This is a genomic window from Photobacterium sanguinicancri (assembly GCF_024346675.1).
Taxonomy (GTDB): Bacteria; Pseudomonadota; Gammaproteobacteria; order Enterobacterales; family Vibrionaceae; genus Photobacterium; species Photobacterium sanguinicancri.
On record NZ_AP024850.1, the window covers coordinates 3,295,506 to 3,315,973 of the forward strand.

15 protein-coding genes, 1 tRNA gene and 2 rRNA genes are annotated in these 20,468 nt (G+C 44.4%); 9 read left to right on the forward strand and 9 right to left on the reverse strand.

The window, feature by feature from the left end; translation table 11 throughout:
* Window positions 1-4: 4 nt before the first annotated feature.
* Window positions 5-1,363, reverse strand: a complete 1,359-nt coding sequence (mpl, locus tag OCU87_RS15105; protein ID WP_062691732.1) for a UDP-N-acetylmuramate:L-alanyl-gamma-D-glutamyl-meso-diaminopimelate ligase — start codon at window positions 1,361-1,363, stop codon at window positions 5-7.
* Between the two features lie 185 nt (window positions 1,364-1,548).
* Here mpl and fbp point away from each other — a divergent pair, with 185 nt between their 5' ends.
* Both fbp and ppa read left to right on the forward strand, forming a co-directional pair.
* Entirely contained in the window at window positions 1,549-2,565 is a 1,017-nt protein-coding gene (gene fbp / locus OCU87_RS15110) for a class 1 fructose-bisphosphatase (protein ID WP_062691731.1), read from the forward strand.
* 166 nt (window positions 2,566-2,731) lie between these two features.
* Window positions 2,732-3,259, forward strand: a complete 528-nt coding sequence (ppa, locus tag OCU87_RS15115) for an inorganic diphosphatase (protein ID WP_261857501.1) — start codon at window positions 2,732-2,734, stop codon at window positions 3,257-3,259.
* Between the two features lie 117 nt (window positions 3,260-3,376).
* Here the strand turns inward: ppa and OCU87_RS15120 are convergent, their stop codons facing one another.
* From OCU87_RS15120 to tamA, 3 genes are read right to left on the reverse strand one after another with little or no spacing between them, the layout of a single operon-like run.
* Complete coding sequence (locus tag OCU87_RS15120; protein WP_261857502.1) at window positions 3,377-3,730, reverse strand: gamma-glutamylcyclotransferase family protein; 354 nt, start codon at window positions 3,728-3,730, stop codon at window positions 3,377-3,379.
* Window positions 3,731-3,738: 8 nt separating this feature from the next.
* Window positions 3,739-7,494 (reverse strand): autotransporter assembly complex protein TamB, encoded by a 3,756-nt coding sequence (gene tamB, locus OCU87_RS15125; RefSeq protein WP_261857503.1) that lies wholly within the window; start codon window positions 7,492-7,494, stop codon window positions 3,739-3,741.
* The gene (gene tamA / locus OCU87_RS15130) at window positions 7,491-9,212 is read right to left on the reverse strand and encodes an autotransporter assembly complex protein TamA (protein WP_261857504.1); all 1,722 of its coding nucleotides are present in this window, start codon (window positions 9,210-9,212) and stop codon (window positions 7,491-7,493) included. Before tamA ends, tamB begins: the two co-directional genes overlap by 4 nt.
* 164 nt (window positions 9,213-9,376) lie before the next feature.
* Here tamA and msrA point away from each other — a divergent pair, with 164 nt between their 5' ends.
* Entirely contained in the window at window positions 9,377-10,012 is a 636-nt protein-coding gene (gene msrA / locus OCU87_RS15135) for a peptide-methionine (S)-S-oxide reductase MsrA (protein WP_261858395.1), read from the forward strand.
* 43 nt (window positions 10,013-10,055) lie between these two features.
* Here msrA and OCU87_RS15140 read toward each other — a convergent pair whose 3' ends face one another.
* Entirely contained in the window at window positions 10,056-10,265 is a 210-nt protein-coding gene (locus tag OCU87_RS15140) for a DUF1107 domain-containing protein (protein WP_062691725.1), read from the reverse strand.
* Window positions 10,266-10,547: 282 nt separating this feature from the next.
* Between OCU87_RS15140 and OCU87_RS15145 the strand changes: the two genes are divergently transcribed.
* From OCU87_RS15145 to OCU87_RS15170, 6 genes are all read left to right on the forward strand, one after another.
* Window positions 10,548-11,099 carry a YtfJ family protein gene (locus OCU87_RS15145; RefSeq protein ID WP_062691722.1) on the forward strand — a complete coding sequence of 184 codons (552 nt, stop codon included), beginning with the start codon at window positions 10,548-10,550 and terminating at the stop codon, window positions 11,097-11,099.
* 191 nt (window positions 11,100-11,290) lie between these two features.
* Window positions 11,291-11,965, forward strand: a complete 675-nt coding sequence (zrgA, locus tag OCU87_RS15150; protein WP_261857505.1) for a zinc uptake protein ZrgA — start codon at window positions 11,291-11,293, stop codon at window positions 11,963-11,965.
* 41 nt (window positions 11,966-12,006) lie between these two features.
* Entirely contained in the window at window positions 12,007-12,702 is a 696-nt protein-coding gene (locus OCU87_RS15155; protein ID WP_062691719.1) for an ABC transporter ATP-binding protein, read from the forward strand.
* The gene (locus tag OCU87_RS15160) at window positions 12,699-13,958 is read left to right on the forward strand and encodes an ABC transporter permease (protein ID WP_062691718.1); all 1,260 of its coding nucleotides are present in this window, start codon (window positions 12,699-12,701) and stop codon (window positions 13,956-13,958) included. Before OCU87_RS15155 ends, OCU87_RS15160 begins: the two co-directional genes overlap by 4 nt.
* A 9-nt stretch (window positions 13,959-13,967) precedes the next feature.
* Window positions 13,968-14,453, forward strand: a complete 486-nt coding sequence (locus OCU87_RS15165; protein WP_062691716.1) for a DUF3299 domain-containing protein — start codon at window positions 13,968-13,970, stop codon at window positions 14,451-14,453.
* Between the two features lie 148 nt (window positions 14,454-14,601).
* Complete coding sequence (locus tag OCU87_RS15170; protein ID WP_062691713.1) at window positions 14,602-15,471, forward strand: TIGR03899 family protein; 870 nt, start codon at window positions 14,602-14,604, stop codon at window positions 15,469-15,471.
* Window positions 15,472-15,508: 37 nt separating this feature from the next.
* Here the strand turns inward: OCU87_RS15170 and OCU87_RS15175 are convergent, their stop codons facing one another.
* The 4 genes from OCU87_RS15175 to OCU87_RS15190 form a co-directional block, all read right to left on the reverse strand.
* Window positions 15,509-16,516, reverse strand: coding sequence for a glycosyltransferase family 9 protein (locus OCU87_RS15175; protein WP_261857506.1), 1,008 nt, complete (start codon window positions 16,514-16,516; stop codon window positions 15,509-15,511).
* A gap of 414 nt (window positions 16,517-16,930) precedes the next feature.
* Window positions 16,931-17,007 (reverse strand) — tRNA-Asp (locus OCU87_RS15180).
* 66 nt (window positions 17,008-17,073) lie between these two features.
* A 5S ribosomal RNA gene (gene rrf, locus OCU87_RS15185) occupies window positions 17,074-17,189 on the reverse strand.
* Between the two features lie 122 nt (window positions 17,190-17,311).
* Window positions 17,312-20,205 (reverse strand): 23S ribosomal RNA (locus OCU87_RS15190).
* Between the last annotated feature and the right edge of the window lie 263 nt (window positions 20,206-20,468).

Genomic DNA, 20,468 nt, shown 5'->3' on the forward strand with positions numbered 1-20,468 from the left:
CTTCTTATTCCTGTTCAGCTAATGCATGTAACAACTTGTCATGGATCCCACCGAACCCACCATTACTCATCACCAAGATATGATCTTTCGGTTTTGCTTGCGCAACGATACGCGCCACCAGCGCATCAAGATCACTTTCGGTATACGCAGGCTGATGACATTGATCCGCAATCTCTTGGACTGACCAAGGAATATTATCAGGCTGCAATAAAAACACTTCATCAGCAGCGTGCAATGACGGAGCTAAATCATCTTTGTGCACACCAAGCTTCATGGTGTTAGAGCGCGGCTCCAATACCGCGAGAATACGCTCAGAACCGACTTTAGCGCGTAAGCCACCCATAGTAAGTTCAACGGCTGTTGGGTGATGAGCAAAGTCATCATAAACCGTAATATCGTTCACTGTTCCTTTAAGCTCTAAGCGTCGCTTCGTATTCACAAATGTAGCTAATGCTTCACAGCCTAAATCAGCTGTCACCCCAACATGACGCGCAGCTGCAATCGCCATCAACGCATTATTAACGTTGTGATCACCCACCAAGTCCCACTTAACGGTGCCCACTCGCTGGCAGTCGAGGTAAACGTCAAACACACTACCGTCAGCAATCTGTTTTTTGGCCTGCCAATGCCCATCATCACCTAGGTATTCCAACTCACTCCAGCAGCCCATATCTAAAGTTTGTTGAATATTCTCGACACCTCTCGGCGCTAAAATACGACCATTTCCCGGTACAGTTCGCACTAAATGATGAAACTGACGCTGAATCGCTTTCAAATCATCAAAAATATCTGCGTGATCGAACTCGAGATTGTTCATAATCAGTGTTCGTGGTCGATAATGAACGAACTTAGAACGTTTATCGAAAAAAGCACTATCGTATTCGTCCGCTTCAACCACAAAGAACATGCTTTCGCCTAACCTCGCGGAAATACCGAAGTTTCCAAGCACACCACCCACTAAGAATCCAGGTTGATACCCACAGTCCTCAAGGATCCACGCCAGCATACTGGCTGTTGTCGTCTTACCGTGAGTACCCGCTACCGCCATAACCCAGCGATCATGCAACAGAAACTCTTGTAGCCATTGCGGGCCAGAGGTGTAACGCAAATTGTGATCAAGTACATATTCTACACAAGGATTACCACGGCTCATCGCGTTACCAATCACGACTAGATCTGGTTCAGGCTTGAGCTGTTCAGGATCATAACCCTGAATTATTTCAATACCTTGAGATTCTAACAATGTACTCATTGGTGGATAAACATTGGCGTCACACCCAGTGACTTTGTGGCCAAGTTGGCGCGCAAGTAAGGCTGCACCGCCCATGAAAGTGCCGCAGATTCCTAGTATATGGATATGCATAATTGTCGACTCACAAACTTAAAAAATGTGAAGTCACGCTTTTGCGTTACTTCGTTACCATAAAAAAGATCTTTATATACAATTGGATACGAGGCATTAATGCCGAAACACGTACAAAATTGTCCAATAGAGACATTGTACCTGAGTTTTCAGCCCCCCATGACAACTTGATGCAAGGATTGTGTATGTCCGATATTAGAACCTTAGGTGAGTTCATTGTCGAGAAACAAAATGACTTCTCCCACGCCAGTGGCGAACTCTCTTCACTGCTTGGTTCAATTAAGCTTGCAGCGAAAATCGTCAACCGTGAAATCAATAAAGCTGGCCTTGTTGATATTACAGGATCGGTAGGCTGTGAAAATGTGCAAGGTGAAGAACAACAAAAGCTCGACCTATACGCGAACGATAAATTCAAAGCAGCATTAGAAGCACGCGATCAAGTGTGTGGTGTTGCAAGTGAAGAAGAAGATGAAGCCGTTGCGTTCAATAAAGAACTTAACCGTAATTCAAAGTACGTTGTTTTAATGGATCCACTGGATGGTTCTTCGAACATTGACGTAAACGTTTCCGTCGGTACTATCTTCTCCATTTACCGCCGAGTTTCGCCTGTTGGCACTCCTGCCGTTCAAGAAGATTTCCTCCAGCCGGGTAACCGCCAAGTAGCTGCTGGTTACATCATCTACGGTTCATCAACCATGTTGGTATACACCACGGGTAATGGAGTACACGGCTTTACTTATGACCCATCACTAGGTGTATTTTGTCTATCTCATGAAAACATGTGTATTCCTAAAGATGGCCGTATTTATTCGATCAATGAAGGGAACTACATTCGTTTTCCTGAAGGTGTGAAAAAGTACATTAAGTACTGCCAAGAAAATGTGCCAGAAGATGATCGTCCGTATACCTCTCGCTACATTGGTTCATTGGTTGCCGACTTCCATCGCAACCTACTGAAAGGTGGTATTTACATGTACCCAAGTACGGCGACTCACCCTAGCGGTAAATTACGCCTGCTGTACGAATGTAACCCGATGGCACTCTTGATTGAGCAGGCGGGTGGTATCGCCTCTGATGGAAAAAATCGTATTCTAGATATTAAGCCAACAGAGCTGCACGAACGCGTGCCTTTCTTTGTCGGCTCTACCAATATGGTTAATAAAGTTGAAGAATTCATTAAAGAATTCCCATCAACGCACTAAGCTCCAACATATAAAAAGTTAAATAATTATGTACAAGCTGTGTGATGCAGCTTGTACATCTTCACTGAAACGCTTACAACCCCTCCCTATTTCGCTTCTTTTTCACCATTGCTGGTTATACTTCTAGGCATGTAACATTGTTTTAACTCATCAAAAGGAATGCGTTATGAGCCTAAATAATGTCCCTGCAGGTAAGGACATTCCAGAAGATATCTATGTCGTGATTGAGATCCCTGCGAACGCAGATCCCATTAAATATGAAGTGGATAAAGACACTGGTGCTATTTTTGTAGATCGCTTTATGTCGACAACTATGTTTTACCCATGTAACTACGGATACGTAAATAATACCCTTTCACTTGATGGCGACCCCGTCGATGTTTTAGTCCCAACTCCCCATCCGCTCGTGCCCGGCGCAGTGATCCGCTGCCGTCCTGTTGGTGTACTAAAAATGTCTGATGAATCTGGTGAAGATGCCAAAGTTGTGGCCGTGCCACACAGCAAGCTAAGTAAAGAATATGATCACATCCAAGATGTGGGTGATCTTCCTGAACAACTGAGAGCCCAAATCACCCACTTTTTTGAGCGCTATAAAGAATTAGAAGTGGGCAAATGGGTAAAAGTAGAAGGCTGGGGAGATGTCGCAGCAGCCAAAGAAGAGATTCTAGCGTCATACCAACGCGCACAAAAATAACTCTAACGGCTACTACCTGCAGCTACTAATAGGTAAGTACATAAACAAAAGCCCCAAACACAGCTGTGCTTGGGGCTTTAACGTATCAATTCACTGATTATAGCAAGCTAAGTCGTGCTAGTGCTGGCACCAATTACCCGAGGTTATTAACGGCATCCCTTCCAGCGAGTGCAAGTACAAATATACCCAAGCTTGACCATAAGGCGTGACAACCAATTCCCGCGTATAACCTGTTGGGTATTGCTCTAGCCTATCTAGCACCTCAAACGTGGTTGCGTTCACTTGGTAAACTTCACCGTATAAAGCTTTCACTGAAAGTTCATCTGTCACCGCGCCAGGATAGGCACCCAAATCATACAGTGCATAGCCTACCGTAAGCTCAGCCTCACCTAGAAATTTGGCATCGGCTAATAAGTGATGATTAGACTCACCTTGGCGTAAAGTGCCATATACAAAAACTAAGCTCATCACCCTTCCTATTAATCAAATTCAAATTGATACAGTAAATCGACCGCATTATGCACACCAGAGATGGCTTCAACGTATAAGTCAGTCATTAAGCGGTAGCGAACCGTAAACTCACCAAGGCTGTTGAAAATACCAACGCCGTACTTCACCTGTAGCCCCGGCGCAATATACCCACTGATCGTCACCTGAGAGTCATCCCCAGATCCTGCTGTATCCACCGCAAGATCTTGAACCCCAAACGCTTTACCTACATCGCCCACCAGCTGACTACTTTGCGCAAGTCCCATGCTAATCAAGGCCGTTGTCATCGCGCTGCTGTTATCCCCAGACTCACTGTCGATATCCTTCCCTCGCAAAATATACGACAACGCATTTTGCTGAGGCATCGAGGGATCAGAGAAAATATCAATTTTAGGAGCATCAGCAGGGCCCGTTACCCGAATCCCAGCAGTTACGCTGTCTTCAATATTATCGGGATCACGAATGGCTTCCATGGAAAGGTATGGTTGATCCGCAGGGCCATTAAAGAGGATCTGCCCTTTACTGATCACAAGTTCCTGACCAAACGAACGATAAGTACCATTATTAATATTTACTTCGCCATACACTAGCGGCTCATTGTCTTTTTGGCGCACATTCAGATCGCCTTGCAAGTTAGCTTTTAGACCAAATGCAGATATTTTTACATCATTACCAATCTTGACTAGCACATTGGTTTTGATAGTAAATGGAATCGGTTTCTCTTTTTCTATCGGCTCCAACTGATCATTGAGTAAGACTTCATCAGCCGATACAGCAACAGCCGATTGCGGTAACTGATCGACCTTAATGCGTCCCCACGGAATACCAATATTACCGCTAATTTCAGCTTGTTTCGGCGATGCGGCTATCTTTAAGTGCGGTGATACTTTCATCGCTAACATAGGCGGTACGCTTAACGCTAACTCGTCACCATTCACATTAAGTTCTGTACGCCAGTTTTCTAACTCGGTCCAATCCGCTTTACCACGGAGTAATAACTTACCATCTGGCGTTATCACATTGCCGTTAATAACCGCGCCAAAACCGGTGAAGGTCGCGGTTAGATCTGCTTGCTCAACATCGATCGGGGCCGTTTTACCACTGAGCTTCACCTTGCTTACACTTAATCCGCCATTTACCGCAGGATGAAGTGCAGAGCCTGTCAGGTGCATATTTGCATCAACCTGCCCACCAAAATCACGAAAATCACTCAACAATGGATGTAAGAAATCCAGCATAAAACGATCAATCTTCACTTTGGCATCTATCTGCTGTTCCGCTGTTAATTGAGTCACTCGAGCTTGACCGCTGATGTCGCCATTATCTTTCACACCAATCAGCCAATCAGCATTTAACACATCATTTTTCATTTCAGCGTTAATAATGACTTTATCCCAGCCCACATTTAATGGCGGTTGAGTCTCATCAACTTGCTGCAATACCGAGCCTGCAGGCATAACCACTGCCGCTTTCACATACGGTGCCGACTCTGGAGCCCAGACAGCTTCGACGTTAGCACCCACTTCGCCTTTAATAACTAATTCTGGTGGTAAGAAAGGTTTAATGATATCGAAATCAAACTGCTTAAGTGCAACTTTGGCGTGACCAGATTTACCCGCTTCTAATGGCTGATCTAAACACAACGCTGAATTCTTCTGCTGCCAACAATGTGCCGCAACCGTCGCCAATTCTGTTTTCAGGTTATAACCGATCGCTGTTGCTTGATTCAAACGCCATGGTCCAACTGGCGTGCCAAATTCAGCTTGCTGTAAAATACCTTGCCAACCCAACTTACGATCTAACGCACCAGTTAAACGTAACTGTGCACTCGCAGGCTCTGCATCGATATCCACCACCAGCTCATGCCGCTTTTCCGTTCCCGTAAAGTTAAGCGATAAATCTTTTAACTTAGCTTCTTCGTACTGTCCATCCTGTGCGGTTAAAACAATATCAGCATTCAGTTGCGGCAGCGGTGAAACACGCCCTGTTAGGTTAAACGCTTGTAGGCTTGCAAGCTCTTGCCAGCCTAACGCTTGGCCTTGTAAATCTAACTGAATATCAGGTTCGAGCATCTTGCCTGACAAGGCCACATTACCAATAATAGAACCACGAACATCAGGTATTGATTGGCCTAAATTGGGTGCATTGATCGTCGCAGTCATATCCCAATTTTTTGCTAGCGAGCCTTTTGCCACTAAGCCATTAGGACCATGATTTAAAGACAAGCCATTGGTGACCAATTCAACATTACCGTTACCCGCAATATCTTTGGCATCAAGTTGGCCTTTTAGCGAGAAGTCTTGCGACATCACATTGCCATCAACACTCAAGACGGGGAGTTTGACAAACCAGCCGCCTTTCGTGGTCAGTCCACCCGATGTTTGTAACTGCCCACTTAAATTGCCAGGGACTTCTGACCATTGTTTGTCGGGTTGGATGTCTGAAAACGCAAGCTGCCCCTGCCAAGTGACGTTCTTCTTCCAGTTTGCTTTTGCTTTACCTGAAATCACACCACCTAAGGTATTAATCTTCAGTGACGAGAGTGAAACCTTCTCTAAATCTCCTCGCCCTTTCAAATCCACAGCCACAGCAGGCATAGGCTCGCCATCTATTGCGCTCTTTAGATCAAAATTAAAGCCATTCAAGCTACCTTTCGCCTTGAGTGAGGTATCTGCCACTTCAAACTCAGCTTTACTATCAATCGGCCATTGGATGTGATGACTCTTTAACGATAGATCGAACGGTAGCTTTGGATCTAACGGTGATAACTTACCTGCGAGTACTGCGTCTATCGTGCCTTTTAGTTTCGCATCTAACGCTAACTTACCTATGCTGCCATCTGCTTTTAGTACTAGTTGATGCCCACTTAACGGTGCCATAGCAATATCAACGACAGCATCGAGTGTCAGTGGATAATCATCACGCAGGGATACGTTCGTGGATGCATTCAATACCGCTTGGGGCACATCGAGTAATAGTTTTGAAACGCTAACATCATGCCCTTGCGCTGAAGCCACCAGCTCCAGTTGATTGACAACCTGTGGTGTTTCCCCTTTCAATGTGAAGTTTTTTATCGTGAAACGCTGCACATCGAAGTCCAACGGCAATATCACTTCAGGTAAAGCGATGACTTCGTCTGTTTTATCAACCGCTTCAACGGGTTTAGGCGCTTGATCTTGGCTTGTTTCAGGTGTTGCTAGCGTTAGCTCTATATCTTGCCAATCCGTGGGCTTTAATGTCACTAATGAGCCGGCTAACTCAGCCGCTGTTGAAAAGTGCTGCCAACGGACTTTATTACCCAGAATATCTAAATCAATATCGTCTAGCTGCACCCGATCAATACTGATCGGTAAGGGTAACGTAATCGCCGCCGACTCTGACTCTTCCTCAACAGGCGCTTCATCTGACGCACTTTCAGGCAAGGTTGGCATCGAAAATTGCACACCCGACACCGCAAGCTCTCGCACGCAGACTTCAGGAGCAAGCAAGCAACGATCATCCAGATCAAGTTGGAGGCGATCAGCATGCAAGTTGATCCCTTGATCTTGATAAAGCACATTATCAAGCTGAAAACCTCTAAATAATGCCCCTTGTGAATCTGAAATCGTTAACGCAGGCAGCGCTTTTTGTGCCCCCCACACCGCCACTTTTACCCCTGCAGGCGTATAGAGCAATGTTACGAGTAAAAGTACAAGAAAAATAAGAATCGCGATAACTGCAATAGAAATACGCTTAAGCCAAATCATAATTCAGGCCCTAAGGTAAAGTGAAGTTGGATTCGATCATCAGCTGGACGCTCTAGCCCCCATGCGACATCAAAACGAATAGGCCCTACGGGTGACGCCCAACGAACCCCGACACCTGTTCCGCTTTTCCAATCTGGCGAATCAATCCATGCCGAACCGTAATCATAGAAAAGCGCTCCCCACCAATTCCCGTAGACACGATATTGGTACTCAACGGAGCTGGTGAGCATGTACTGACCTCCGCGAAGCTTATTGCCATTGTCTCTCGGTGCAATAGTCTCGTAACCATAGCCACGAAGACTGTTATCGCCGCCAATAAAGAAGCGCATCGATGGCGGAACATCTTCAATACTATCAGCAACAATCGCACCACCATCAAGGCGCAATAGCCCACGATGGTTCTCGCCTGCACTGCGGATCCAGGCACTACGGCCACGGAAACGCGCAACACGCGTGTCCGAACCTAAGTTAGGGTCTGCATATTCAATCGAGATTAAATGCTTATCCGCCCATGTAGGCATCGCACCACCACGTGCCCGTGTTTTACTGTATGTGATGCCAGGGATCAGCATGTTCAACACGCCTTTTTCACTATTACCCTGTTTATAGTCTTCCGTTAGCCAACGTAATGAAGCTATACGCTTCCAGCCATGCTCTAACAGCCAATGACGTTCAAGGCCGAGTGTCAGTTGCGTACTTATTGTGTCGTGGTTATCGGTATAACTTAACCCCCCTACCACCTGATAATAATCGTTTAATACGTCATCAAGTGGGATTTTGTAGGTGGCTTCTATTTTAGGTTGTACAGCCGAGATTTCAGTTTTAACACTCAAACTATGCCCTGCACTATTAATCCAGGGTTTTTTCCAGTTAAACTTTAAGCGAGGGCCAGTATCAGTTGAAAAACCAATACCAGTTTCAATTTGGTTACGTACCTGAGGGGCTAAACTGACTTGGATGGGGATCGTATTATCTTCTAGCTGAGAAACATCACCCCCGACAAAAATTGAAGAAAACCATCCAACATTTGATAGACGCTGGTTAAACTCCCCCAATTTAGAAGCTAAATAAGGCTCATTATCTTCATAAGGGATCAATGACTGTAAACGATCTTCATCAATCTGACTTCCGGTGAATACAGTATCACCAAAGTTATAACGGATACCGCTATCAAACGTGATCAAAATAAAAGCTTCACTCCGCGATGGGGCGACTTCCATCACGCTCTTCTCAAACTTAGCGTCAAAGTATCCCTTGCGAAGTGCTAGGCTACTTAATCCAGACTTTAAAGCTTCATATTTACCATGGTTAAGCGGCTCACCTAACCCCATCCCGCTCTTTCGCACCAAGGCAATAAAATCAATATCCTCTTTTGCCATCCCACGGATATCAATATTACTGCGGGCAATTCGCGTTTGAGGGCCCGCATCAACAGTTACCGTTAGTTCACTATCCTTCCCTTCTTTGATGTCATAAGAAAAAGATGGCTGATAATGACCAAGGGCCTTAAGTGCTGACTTTATTTCATTTTCAAGCTGTTCACGAAAACGAAGTGATGTGCTGTAGTCTTCTTCTGGGATCCCTTGAATATAAGCATCGACATTATCTTCAAGGCTATCACTAAGCCCTTTAATCGTCAGATCCGTGCTCGCACTTACTGGGAGAGAAAACAGGAGAGCTACAGCGGGAAGGCTTAACCGCTTATACAATGCATTCATTCTTATATTGCTTCTTTTTCTAAAGTCGGACCAAAGTACGCTCAAAATATTCTGACAAACCACACGCTTAGTCGCCAGCATTTATTGCAGAAAAATTGATCATTGATTGTGGCTCGCAATTTCACTATTTTCTTTATATCAAGCAGCATAAAAAGGAAATAATGATGACGCTGACAAAACAAACCATGATCGCGCAGGATGCAGCTCTCATTGGCAGAGCAACAACAATTCAACCAAGTCACCTTCATACTGTACTCGAAACACCACTCAATGACGTAATTCCAACAGGTTTTGACTCATTAATTATAGGTATGGGCTGTTTTTGGGGAGCTGAACGTTTATTTTGGAAGCAGGTGGGAATTTACAGTACCGCCGTTGGCTACTGTGGTGGGTTTACTCCAAACCCAACCTATGAAGAAGTGTGCTCAGGGAGAACGGGACATACCGAAGCGGTTAAAATTATTTTTGATCCTAGCTCAATTTCGTTCAGCCAACTTTTAACACTCTTTTGGGAGAACCACAATCCAACACAGGGTATGAAGCAAGGTAATGACGTAGGCACCCAATACCGTTCTGCGATTTATATTAACTCTGAGCAACAAAAAACAGATGCAAGTGCCAGCCGTACACGCTATCAGCAAGCGTTAAATGATAATAAGGAAGGAGCACTGATCACAACGGATATTCAAACCGCGAGTACGTTTTACTTTGCCGAAGAATACCATCAACAGTATTTAGCAAAACACCCTAATGGTTACTGTGGTCTAGGAGGTACAGGGATCTGCCTTCCCCCTAGTTAAACAACCTCATCAATAATTAGATACCCACAATTTTAAGTGGGTATCAATATGCTTCAACTGCAAGTAACTGAATCTCCTTATTCACCTCAGTCAACGTATTCAATGCTTTCAAGTTATGTGATTTAGCCGGTAATAAGCGTCCACAATCAAACTCAAAGGCTCCAATCCCCATGATAAATAGACGCCCTCTGAAATAACTTTTCACATAACGGGCAATTTGATTTGGTCGGTATTGCTTAAATATTTTCAGCATGAGTTCCTCTCTTCAATACATAGCTATAGACCAATAGAAACTAAAAATGTTTCATTCTTCTAGCATAAAAAACCATGCAATTTATTCGCCAAAATATCCTTGCTCTGACGCTTTTTTCTTCCCGCAAACAGACTCTAGAACAAAATCATAATGCGATTCGCCTTATTTCTGATTATGGCCTAAAAAATAAGTGACACATGTCTAATCTTGTTAACTGGTATAACCAGATTGATGTGCTTTTACTAAGATAATAAGGCGTCTAACTATAATCGGAAAAAAACAATGAATAAGAAGCTTATCATTACCTTACTCGCAGGCTTACTACCAACATTAGCATCTGCTCATAACCTTGAAATTGGCCAAGTATTACCAAGTGTTGATGTCGCCGATAAAGGTGAGATTTTATTAACCCAAGACAAGATTGCTTATCAAGCTTGGGCTACTGAACAACTGGTGGGTAAAGTGAGAGTCATCCAAGCAATTGCAGGTCGTAGTGCAGCCAAAGAAATGAATGCACCTATGATTGATGCGATTAAAGCGGCGGATCTACCAACGGATAAATACCAGACCACAACCATCATAAACCAAGATGACGCGATCTGGGGCACCGGAGGCTTTGTGAAATCCTCTGCCGAAGACAGTAAGCGAGAGTTCGCATGGTCATCCATGGTGCTGGATGCAAATGGTAACGTCCAACAAGCCTGGGATCTACAACCAGAAAATTCAATGATTGCGCTGCTTGATGCAAAAGGAACCGTGCTTTTCGCCCAAGAAGGTCAGCTTTCTGAACAAGAAATACAACAAGTCATGAAGCTGATTAACAATAACCTGTAACACTTCCTATTCTTATCAAGCCATACCAGAGAACTAAATGTAATGTTATAATGTCACACATTGTAACAGCATTGGTTTTGGAGCAAAGCTAATGGGGAGCAATTTGCACTAAGCATTTGCTCCTTACTTTGTAACATCCCCCTTGTTGCCGCGCTGTATTTATATCGTTTTCAACCATAGGGAAAGCAAACATGACGATCCGCCGTACTGTATTCGCAACACTCGTAAGCTCACTCATCACAGGGCAAGCTTTAGCACACAATCATCACGATGAAAGTGAATATCGTCAGCATGGCGCGCATGTTCATGGTGTCGTTGAACTCAATATTGCACAAGATGCCAACGCTCTACTCGTTGAAATTACCGCTCCTGGCGCCGACGTTGTGGGGTTTGAACATGCTCCAAAAAACGACCAACAAAAGAAAGAGCTAGATAACGCATTAAAAACACTCGCTCAACCTCTTCAATTACTCACTTTTTCAGCTGGCGCACAATGTACGTTAGTTGACACTGTCGTAACAGAGACTCTTACAGCCCACGATGATAAGCATGGCGATCATGACAGCCATGATCATAATGAACATGAACATCACGACCATGATAGCCACGATCATGATGAACATGCACATCACGACCACGACCACGACCACGACCACGACCACGAAGATGGTAGCTATAATGGCCAACATGGCGAGTTTTCTGCGCAATATACTTTTAATTGCGACAACATTGAAACGTTAACAGACATGCAATCGGATTGGTTCAAGCATTTCGCCACTACCGAGAAAATCACAATTCAGGCAATTACAAACAAAGGACAAAAAGCGGGTCAACTGACTCCAGCACAAACCCAGTTTACGTTCTAATGAAGTAAGAGGGGCTCACGCCCCTTTTTAGGAAACCAACCATGACTGTTATAGACATTTCAAATCTCACTTTTCGCTGGGCACGACAACACGCTGATATATTAGCAATCCCTCAATTCACGGTGCAGCAAGGTGAGAAAGTTTTTCTCAAAGGGCCAAGTGGGAGTGGAAAGTCGACGTTACTGGGATTACTATCGGGAATAAGCCAACCTACCTCTGGTGATGTATCTATCCTTGGGCAAAAGCTGAGCGAATTAAAGGCCTCTCAACGCGATACATTCAGAGCAAATCACATTGGTTATATCTTCCAGATGTTCAATTTGTTGCCGTACCTATCTGTACTTGAAAATGTGATGCTGCCTTGTCGTTTCTCATCCTTACGCCAACAACGAATCTCAAGTAACTTAGAACAAGAAGCCAAGCGCTTATTAGCACAACTTCATTTACCACAGGATTGCCTCCATAAACCTATCAGTGAATTGAGTATTGGTCAGCAACAACGCGTTGCTGCCGCGCGAGCACTTATGGGCCAACCCGAGCTACTCATTGCAGATGAGCCAACATCAGCACTAGATCAAAATAATCGTGAAGCCTTCATTGAACTACTAATGGCAGAGTGTGAACGTTCTAATACCACTCTTTTATTTGTGAGCCATGATCAGACACTTGAAGGGCTTTTTGATCGAACCGTTGCTCTCAATGACATCAATACTACCCACCAAGAGATAACATCATGAAGGCTATCTTACATTTAGCATGGAAAAGCCTAAATAACCGAAAAGCCACTGCGCTACTCACCATACTAACAGTGGCAATCTCAGTTACTCTGTTACTCGGTGTTGAGCGCGTAAGAACACAAGCCAAGGCCAGCTTTGCCAATACTATTTCTGGTACAGATCTTATTGTTGGTTCACGCGCAGGTTCAGTCAATTTATTACTCTACTCGGTATTTCGCATCGGTAATGCGACCAATAATATCGATTGGAAAAGCTATCAGGAAATCACTTCACATCGTTCAGTTAAGTGGGCAATTCCAATTTCTCTAGGGGATTCACACCGTGGGTTTAGAGTAATTGGTACTAATAGCGATTATTTCGAACATTATAAATACGGTAAAAAACAGCTGCTTAACTTTGATAAAGGCTTACCTTTTACGGGCTTATTCGAAACTGTCGTCGGCGCGGAAGTTGCGAGGAAATTAAACTATAAGTTGGGAGATGAAATTATTATCGCCCATGGCATTAGTGATAAATCATTCAACCGCCATGATAACTTACCGTTCAAAGTAGTCGGAATACTGTCCCCAACTGGAACGCCTGTTGACCGTAGCGTGCATGTTTCTTTAGAAGCTATCGAGGCCATTCACGTAGGGTGGGAATCAGGAGCGCGCTTAGGCCCTACGCCTGAAGCTGAGTTACTGCTACAACAACAGTTTAAACCAAACCAAATTACCGCCTTCATGGTCGGACTTAATTCAAAAATCCAAACCTTTGCCCTTCAGCGCTATATCAATACATATAGTAAAGAACCATTGAGCGCTATCGTGCCAGGTATTGCTTTACATGAACTCTGGCAAATGATGTCAATTGCCGAACAAGCACTACTCATCGTTTCAGGGTTTGTCGTGATTGCTGGTTTATTAGGCATGCTTTCTAGTCTATTAACGAGCCTAAATGAGCGTCGGCGTGAAATGGCTATACTACGAGCAACAGGAGCAAGGCCTAGTCATATTTTCTTTTTGCTAATCAGTGAAGCAACCTTCTTAACTGCATTAGGAGTATTACTGGGATCTATCATGCTCTACGGTCTGCTTTTCCTTGCTCAGCCATTTATCTTGACGCACTTTGGAATGTATATCGAGATCACACCACTAAATATTTATGAGCTAACTCTACTGGCGGTCGTTCAAACTGCAGGTATCCTAGTCGGTATCATTCCAGCAATTCGCGCTTATCAACACTCACTGTCTGATGGCATGACAATCAAGATTTAAGGGAACATCATGAGAAAATGGCTTATCGCCTTATGCTGTACATTTTCATTACTAGTACATGCTTCCGAGCCACTGACACTCGATTGGCTAGACCTAGTGCCAGAGAGTGAACGCTCAATGATCAATGAACAAGGCATCGCTGCGTTTATAGATCATAACGGTGGTAAAGCAAAACAGAACCAGATGGGAAAAGTACGAGAAGAGTTAAATGGTAGCCAAGTGAAGATCCCTGGCTTTGTTATTCCGTTGGAAGGGGACGATAAAGCAGTTACAGAGTTTTTACTTGTTCCCTATTTCGGCGCTTGCATTCACGTACCGCCACCACCGCCAAACCAGATTATTTATGTGAAGTTTCCATCTGGTGCTCCTATTCAACAGCTTTGGGATGTTGTTTATATCATCGGTGAGTTAAAAACCCAGCATGTCAGTCATGATTTAGCTGAAGTCGGCTACCTCATTGAAGGCACTCGACTCGAAGAATACGACGACATGTAGATGCTCAATAAACCCCACAAAGGCTAATATTCTGTATTAGCCTTTTTTCTACCGAGATACTTTCCCTCTCTCAAAATACAAAATTTCATTTCGCGATTAAGACTAATTACTGGTACAACAAAGATACGACTAGATTGAGTTACTCTACATGAGCACACCTTCAGATAAATCTTCCCAAGCGCTAACAATGAAAAGCACTCAGCCCCCTAAAGATAGTGCATCTTCACCCCTACGAAGCTCAAAACAATATACAGAAGCGATAGGTAAACTATTCGCCATCAATCATTTAATAACGGAAAGTGAAGAACGCTCCCTTGAGTTACGAACTCAACAACGAGAACAAAAAGAGCGTGAAGCTCAGCAGGTTAATCTTGAGAAAATACTCAAAATTGCTTACGACGTTAGCACTGACGATAGTGCAAATATGCCAGATCCTGATTGGCTGGCACACTTCATGTTTATCGCCAAAAATATTTATAGTGCCAATATGCAAGCATTATGGGGAAGAGTATTAAAAAAAGAAGTCATAGCACCGGGTAGCTTTTCTATCAAAGCACTTAATACACTAAAGAATATGACAAAGAAAGATGCACATGCCTTTCAGCACGCGTGTTCACTCAGCTGTAGCTTTGGCACTGATCAAGGCAGAAAACTACTCACAGGTGCAATTAATCAGAAAATGAGCCTTTTCGTCATACCTAGACGTGAGCAATCAAAATTAACACTAGGACAATACCAATTACCCTACCATGAACTTTTATCACTCATCGAGCTAGGAATCATTCACGCTTCAGAACTTGAGTCTGGGACTATATCTCAACACCAAGCAATGCCACTCAATTATCAAAACCACCACTTTAAGGTATTAGCCAACAGTAAAATTAGTGCATTGACTTATTACCGCTTTACTCCAACAGGTAATGAACTTGCTCATTTACTACCAGTTAGTAAATATGAAAGCTATCAAACCGACTTAATCCACCTACTGAGCCAATACTTCATTATTGAATCTAGCTAAATAAAAACGCCCTTGAAAGAGCGTTTATAGGTATCACTTATTTTAAACCCAACTGAGAGAATATTACGTTGACATCAATATTCTCTATATCGGTTACATTGACCGTATTAGCACCAATACAACCGTATACTGTTGGATCGGTTTCTGTAAATAAGCCAATACAGTTTGCACCTGCCGCATCAGCCAAATGCAAAGGACCAGTATCAGAGCAAATAAACATGTCACATTGCGCTAAAAATGCAGCTAGAGCGCGCATGTCCGCATTTTGATAGACTTGCGTATCGCCTTCTAAAGGCGTTTGAATGTCAGGGCTCAAAATCTCAACACAAATAGTATTTTCAGGATCATAGTCTTTAAACTTAGCGACTATCCCTTTCCATACATTCTCGCTCAAAACTTTCGTACCTCTCGCACCACGAAAGTATGCGAGTACTCGAGAACTACTATCTTTGGACAAATCACGTAAAGCTGTTGTTGCCGATTCGACTTCACCCTCAGACAAAATAATTTCATAACCATAAGGTTTTTCTAAATGATTACCTATCCCCTCTAATATTTTAAGAGGCTTAAAAGCAAAGTGCCTTTCACAATCGTCTTCAACAACAGCATGTGGGAATGCAATACCATTAATATCAGAGACAAAAGCGGTTTTATTACGTCCATTCATCAGTGCTGAAGTAACGGCATCACCAACAGACTGATAAGGCATCAGCACTAAATCATAATCATTTTTCTTCAGCTCTTTAATACATTCTCCCCACTTGAAAATATCTTTAAAAGAAAAGTGAGAATAAAATATTTTATTAATCGAGATATTTTCGAAGATCTTCCCTTGCCAAGGCAAATTCAAAACAAGATCAATCTCAGCATTCGGGTAACACTTTCTGGTTTCATGCAGAAACGGTAATAAGAAGAACATATTACCGATACGCTTATTTGTCCTAACAATCAATATCTTCTCAACGTATTCAGGCTTGATCAACGAATCAACCATAATCTTTTTGTTGTTGATAACTTGAAACAGGAGCACTTCAAGTTTCATCATTTTTTTTCGTCGATATTGATCAAATTTTCGCAGCGAATCTTTAAATGTCATCAAAAATTTACCGCAGCTAAAGGAGAATAATTAAGATATTAATCCCCCACAATACTTGGATTACTTCGCAGCCTCCACCTAATTTACGGATTCTAAACACAGCTCTAATTAGTTTATTGCAAGTGACATATCAACAGATAGAGAAGCACCCAGCTGATTATTTATTATTCGTAACGAAGAAATAGCTAAGTATGGATAACGAAGAAATTAAGAAGGAAGAGTCGTTGGAACAAGGACATCTATTTCTGAGGCTAGTAAGCTAATATCGCAATAGTTTACACAGGCGATTCAGAGATCATATACTTTTTCACTTTTATACAAACGTAAAAAAGCCCAAGTCGTGAGACTTGGGCTTAGTATAAGTGGCGGAGCGGACGGGACTCGAACCCGCGACCCCCGGCGTGACAGGCCGGTATTCTAACCAACTGAACTACCGCTCCACACGGTGATAAACAGTTGCCTGTCTACCCGATAAATGTCGTTCAATACATTTATCTAAATTTGAAGCCTGGCGATGACCTACTCTCACATGGGGAGACCCCACACTACCATCGGCGCTATTACGTTTCACTACTGAGTTCGGCATGGGATCAGGTGGGTCCATAATGCTATGGTCGCCAAGCAAATTCGGTTTATCTTACGCCGTCGGCGGAAGATACAATCTGGGAAAGTTAACTAGTTACAATATTCGTTCTTAACACGCATTCAAGCGTTATGGAGTCCGTAAAACCCCTTGGGTGTTGTATGGTTAAGCCTCACGGGCAATTAGTACAGGTTAGCTCAATGCCTCGCAGCACTTACACACCCTGCCTATCAACGTCGTAGTCTTCGACAACCCTTTAGAGACCTTAAAGGTCTAGAGATGACTCATCTTGAGGCTCGCTTCGCGCTTAGATGCTTTCAGCGCTTATCGATTCCGAACGTAGCTACCGGGCAATGCTATTGGCATAACAACCCGAACACCAGCGGTTCGTCCACTCCGGTCCTCTCGTACTAGGAGCAGCCCCTCTCAATCATCTAACGCCCACGGCAGATAGGGACCGAACTGTCTCACGACGTTCTAAACCCAGCTCGCGTACCACTTTAAATGGCGAACAGCCATACCCTTGGGACCGACTTCAGCCCCAGGATGTGATGAGCCGACATCGAGGTGCCAAACACCGCCGTCGATATGAACTCTTGGGCGGTATCAGCCTGTTATCCCCGGAGTACCTTTTATCCGTTGAGCGATGGCCCTTCCATTCAGAACCACCGGATCACTATGACCTGCTTTCGCACCTGCTCGAATTGTCATTCTCGCAGTCAAGCGGGCTTATGCCATTGCACTAACCTCACGATGTCCGACCGTGATTAGCCCACCTTCGTGCTCCTCCGTTACTCTTTGGGAGGAGACCGCCCCAGTCAAACTACCCACCAGGCACTGTCCGCACCCCCGATTAGGGGGCGACGTTAGAACATCAAGCATACAAGGGTGGTATTTCAAGATTGCCTCCACATCATCTAGCGACAATGCTTCAAAGGCTCCCACCTATCCTACACATGTAGGGTCAATGTTCAGTGCCAAGCTGTAGTAAAGGTTCACGGGGTCTTTCCGTCTAGCCGCGGGTACACAGCATCTTCACTGCGATTTCAATTTCACTGAGTCTCGGGTGGAGACAGCGTGGCCATCATTACGCCATTCGTGCAGGTCGGAACTTACCCGACAAGGAATTTCGCTACCTTAGGACCGTTATAGTTACGGCCGCCGTTTACCGGGGCTTCGATCAAGAGCTTCGACCGAAGTCTAACCCCATCAATTAACCTTCCGGCACCGGGCAGGCGTCACACCGTATACGTCATCTTTCGATTTTGCACAGTGCTGTGTTTTTAATAAACAGTTGCAGCCACCTGGTATCTGCGACTCCCAGCAGCTTAGAGAGCAAGTCTCATCACCGCGAGGAGCGTACCTTCTCCCGAAGTTACGGTACCATTTTGCCTAGTTCCTTCACCCGAGTTCTCTCAAGCGCCTTGGTATTCTCTACCTGATCACCTGTGTCGGTTTGGGGTACGATTGCTTATAACCTATCGCTTAGAGGCTTTTCCCGGAAGCATGGCATCAATGACTTCATCACCGTAGTGACTCGACATCGGGTCTCAGCCTTAAGATAGTCCGGATTTGCCTAAACTATCAGCCTACACCCTTGAACTTGGACGACCGTCGCCAAGCCCACCTAGCCTTCTCCGTCCCCCCATCGCAGTTATAAGCAGTACGGGAATATTAACCCGTTTCCCATCGACTACGCCTTTCGGCCTCGCCTTAGGGGTCGACTTACCCTGCCCCGATTAACGTTGGACAGGAACCCTTGATCTTCCGGCGAGGGAGTTTTTCACTCCCTTTATCGTTACTCATGTCAGCATTCGCACTTCTGATACCTCCAGCAACCCTTACAGATCACCTTCAACGGCTTACAGAACGCTCCCCTACCCAATATGAACAAGTTCATATTGCCGCAGCTTCGGTGTATAGCTTAGCCCCGTTAAATCTTCCGCGCAGGCCGACTCGACCAGTGAGCTATTACGCTTTCTTTAAATGATGGCTGCTTCTAAGCCAACATCCTGGCTGTCTGAGCCTTCCCACATCGTTTCCCACTTAGCTATAACTTTGGGACCTTAGCTGGCGGTCTGGGTTGTTTCCCTCTCCACGACGGACGTTAGCACCCGCCGTGTGTCTCCCGGATAGTACTTACTGGTATTCGGAGTTTGCAAAGGGTTGGTAAGTCGGGATGACCCCCTAGCCTTAACAGTGCTCTACCCCCAGTAGTATTCGTCCGAGGCGCTACCTAAATAGCTTTCGGGGAGAACCAGCTATCTCCAGGTTTGATTGGCCTTTCACCCCTAGCCACAAGTCATCCGCTAATTTTTCAACATTAGTCGGTTCGGTCCTCCAGTAAGTGTTACCTCACCTTCAACCTGCCCATGGCTAGATCACCTGGTTTCGGGTCTAATCCTAGCAACTATGACGCCCAGTTAAGACTCGGTTTCCCTACGGCTCCCCTAAACGGTTAACCTTGCTACTAAAATTAAGTCGCTGACCCATTATACAAAAGGTACGCAGTCACCCAACAAGTGGGCTCCTACTGCTTGTACGTACACGGTTTCAGGTTCTATTTCACTCCCCTCACAGGGGTTCTTTTCGCCTTTCCCTCACGGTACTGGTTCACTATCGGTCAGTCAGGAGTATTTAGCCTTGGAGGATGGTCCCCCCATGTTCAAACAGGATATCACGTGTCCCGTCCTACTCGTTTTCACTAATAATGCGTTGTCGGTTACGGGGCTATCACCCTGTATCGCTGTGCTTTCCAGCACATTCACCTAACGCAAGACTGGCTTAAGGGCTAATCCGATTTCGCTCGCCGCTACTCTCGGAATCTCGGTTGATTTCTCTTCCTTCGGGTACTTAGATGTTTCAGTTCCCCGAGTTCGCCTCGTTACGCTATGTATTCACGTAACGATACGTGCTTATGCACGTGGGTTTCCCCATTCGGAAATCCCAGTCTCAAGTGATTTTTACTATCTAAACTGGGCTTATCGCAAGTTAATACGTCCTTCATCGCCTCTGACTGCCAAGGCATCCACCGTGTACGCTTAGTCACTTAACCATACAACCCCAAGAGGTCTGTATGTTCAAACAACCAAGGTTTTATCGTCACTCATTTCCGATCAAGAAAAATGAGGACATTGGTTTTTCGCCGGACTCTACACAAGACACTTGAATGTGTGTTGTTTTGAGAACTCGTTTTTATCATTAAAGATAAAAACTATTGTAATTGAATCTATTGATTCAATTTACTAGTCAGCTTTCCAGATTGTTAAAGAACAGGTGTTTTGATCATCAGAGATGAAAAATCCACTTTCTAATCAC